This window comes from Sphaerochaeta sp. UBA5849, from assembly GCA_002432715.1.
Lineage (GTDB): Bacteria > Spirochaetota > Spirochaetia > Sphaerochaetales > Sphaerochaetaceae > Sphaerochaeta.
Window position 1 is genome coordinate 31,976 of sequence record DJGJ01000069.1, and the last position, 2,446, is coordinate 34,421.

At 53.0% G+C, this 2,446-nt stretch carries 4 protein-coding genes; 3 read left to right on the plus strand and 1 reads right to left on the minus strand.

Features of this window, described 5'->3' with window-relative positions:
* Window positions 1–96 precede the first annotated feature (96 nt).
* On the minus strand, window positions 97–207 hold the full coding sequence (locus B3K89_RS12370; RefSeq protein WP_345907481.1) for a sugar phosphate nucleotidyltransferase: 111 nt from the start codon (window positions 205–207) through the stop codon (window positions 97–99).
* A 38-nt stretch (window positions 208–245) separates the two neighbouring features.
* On the opposite strand from B3K89_RS12370, the gene B3K89_RS12375 reads away from it, so the two are divergent.
* Genes B3K89_RS12375 through B3K89_RS12385 form a run of 3 tightly spaced genes read left to right on the plus strand, consistent with a single transcriptional unit; the run spans window position 246 to window position 2,134 of the window.
* Complete coding sequence (locus tag B3K89_RS12375; protein ID WP_345907482.1) at window positions 246–860, plus strand: hypothetical protein; 615 nt, start codon at window positions 246–248, stop codon at window positions 858–860.
* Window positions 857–1,735 carry an IS3 family transposase gene (locus B3K89_RS12380; RefSeq protein ID WP_345907483.1) on the plus strand — a complete coding sequence of 293 codons (879 nt, stop codon included), beginning with the start codon at window positions 857–859 and terminating at the stop codon, window positions 1,733–1,735. The genes B3K89_RS12375 and B3K89_RS12380 overlap by 4 nt, the downstream gene beginning before the upstream one ends.
* Before the next feature lie 36 nt (window positions 1,736–1,771).
* Window positions 1,772–2,134 (plus strand): hypothetical protein, encoded by a 363-nt coding sequence (locus B3K89_RS12385; RefSeq protein WP_345907484.1) that lies wholly within the window; start codon window positions 1,772–1,774, stop codon window positions 2,132–2,134.
* Window positions 2,135–2,446 lie beyond the last annotated feature (312 nt).

Here is a 2,446-nt window from a genome sequence, read left to right on the forward strand (position 1 = left end):
AGGACCCCTCTTGAGTATCGCAGGAGCCTTGGTCTAGTATCATAGAAAAGTCCAACTTTTTGTCCGCACCCCCGTCACCTCAAAAGCATCTTACCGCTAGCAGAGGGGCTTGGGAAAGTTCTCGGTCAAGGGATAAAGCCGGGTTGCATAGCCGGCTGCCAGGATGAGGCAGATCATTATGGTCTGAGTACGATTTAGTTTACACATTTGTGGATAGGGCGCTTCTGGAGACAGAAGGAGGTCCTATGGACAACAAAAGGTACACGCTTGAAGAGAAAATCAAGTTTCTCGATGCACTCGAAAAAAAGGGAACGGTTGCCAGTGCAGCTAGAAGCATGGGCATCCACAATGATGATGTTTGCTATCGTTGGGCGAGGAAAAAGGACGAGCTGAGAGCCGCTTATTCGTTGTCCCGCAAACCAGGCAGGCCGGTCAAACAGGTTCGAAGGAGAGGATCCAAGATTCCCCTGCAGGACAAGATACAATGCATCATGGCCATAGATGAAGGAATGAGCATTCGTCGTGCTTCCGTGGAATTCAACAAGAATCTTGCAAGCGTTCAATCCTGGTATAGGAGCAAAGAAGAGCTTTTGGCATTATACTATTCCCAGCAGAAAGCCAGCGTGGAGAAGGACTCCTCCCCGCCGGATAATGCATGGGAGGTCCAGATGGCCAAGGAACAGGCAGACGAGCATCTGGTGAAGCGGTGCAAGGCACTGGCCAAGGAGAACGAGTATCTGAAAGACAGGGTCATGTTCCTGGAGAAACTCAATGAGATCCTCAGGCAGCGCAGCGGGCCGGTAAAAAAAAAGAAGTCTTCAAAGCAATCGGCCTGTGCATTGAGCAAGGAGGACGAATGAATGTGAGGCGGCTGTGCTCAATCGCAGGGGTCTCCCGTTGCGGATTCTACAAATACTACGGCGGTTATCAATCAAATCGGGCACTGAAGGACAAGGTACTAGCCGAGGCTGTGGACGAGATCCAGCAGCGGCATCACTTCAGCGTCGGATACCGCAAGATGGTTCCCCTGCTTCAGAGCGAATCCGGGATGAAGACAAGCCCGAGGAAGGTCCGCAGGATCATGAAGGAGAAAGACCTGCAGTCCACGGTCCGGCCGAAGAAATATACCGCTGAGATATACCTCAGGAGGAAACAAATGAAGGAATCCCTTCCTCCGGACCTCATTCGGCGCAAGTTCTTCTCCCTTGAGCCTTTCAAGCGGATGGTCGAGGACATCACCTACCTGCCGTGTCTTGAGCAGACGATGTACCTGAACTCCATCGAGGACATGTTCAACGGGGAGATTCCTGCATATGCAATCTCCGAGATGGTTGATTCCAAGCTCTGCACCGATACTGTCGACATCCTGGCCGGGAAGATCGGTGATACCCAAGGCGTCATCCTGCACAGCGACCTCGGCTCCACCTATCTGTCGTATGCATACAGGGATCTTCTGGAGAAACTCGGCATGCGCATGAGCCTGGGAGGGGTGTGCTACGACAACGCGGCGATGGAATCCCTCAACAGCATAATCAAGACCGAATGCCTCTACTGCCGGTTCGGGAAAAGCAACGTGAAGAACCACAAGGTGCCCAAGAAGGATGTGATTGCAGCGGTTGTCGAGTTCATCGAATACTACAACACAACACGCCCCAAGGAGAGCCTGGGATTCCTGTCCCCCGTCGAGTTCCGGCTCAAGAATCCCAAAGGCACATACCCCGTTGTTATTACCTAGGGGGCGGGCCGATCCCCCTTTGCAAAGGAGCAATATATGCACATGCAGGATAAGCAGCTGTTGTTTCAGGTAGTCCCGGGAAACACCCTGGACGAGGATGTACGCATGCTGGGAAAGCTTGCCTCCGTCGCTGGGCTTGTAGTGGGCCTCCAGTGCAAAGAAGGCTGCACCTTCGTTTCCGTGCGGTACAATGAGCAATACACCGAATACATTCGAAGCCGCAATGCAGGAAGGCCCAGGAAGACCTGGGGGGCAAGGATTTCCTGTGCCGAGGTATACTCCCGCAAGGACGCCGAAGGGGCAAAGGCTGCTGCGTCCTCGCTGGGGATGTCGCTGGCGACCTTCTACCGGCACTGCAATGAGAACCTTGGCAGAGGAGGAGACGAGCCCTTCCTGTGAACGGGCTGTTCTCATAATTAATTGCGAGAAGGAGCCGAGCAAGNNCACGGTACCGGTTTTCCCGAAATCAGGCCCTAGAAGCCCCTGTAAGCGATTCCTGTGGAAATTGTGGACGTTCTAACTGGTACCGATGGTTGGGGTTGCGGGCTATTGGAAGCAGAAGGAATCATCCCTTAAGCGGGCTGGGAGAAAAGAAAGGAGGACTGATGTTTGGAAGAACCGATGAGAGGCCAGTATTGACAGGAAGGGATATGAGGTGGACTATAAGTCTGGACGGAGTTGTAAACCAGTATGGTCGCAGTCACTGGAAAA

What these genes read in the sequence shown, in the direction of transcription:
- B3K89_RS12380 (WP_345907483.1), top strand. Translation starts at nt 857, where the DNA reads ATGAATGTGAGGCGGCTGTGCTCAATCGCAGGGGTCTCCCGTTGCGGA.
- B3K89_RS12375 (WP_345907482.1), top strand. Translation starts at nt 246, where the DNA reads ATGGACAACAAAAGGTACACGCTTGAAGAGAAAATCAAGTTTCTCGAT.
- B3K89_RS12370 (WP_345907481.1), bottom strand. Translation starts at nt 207, where the DNA reads ATGTGTAAACTAAATCGTACTCAGACCATAATGATCTGCCTCATCCTG.
- B3K89_RS12385 (WP_345907484.1), top strand. Translation starts at nt 1,772, where the DNA reads ATGCACATGCAGGATAAGCAGCTGTTGTTTCAGGTAGTCCCGGGAAAC.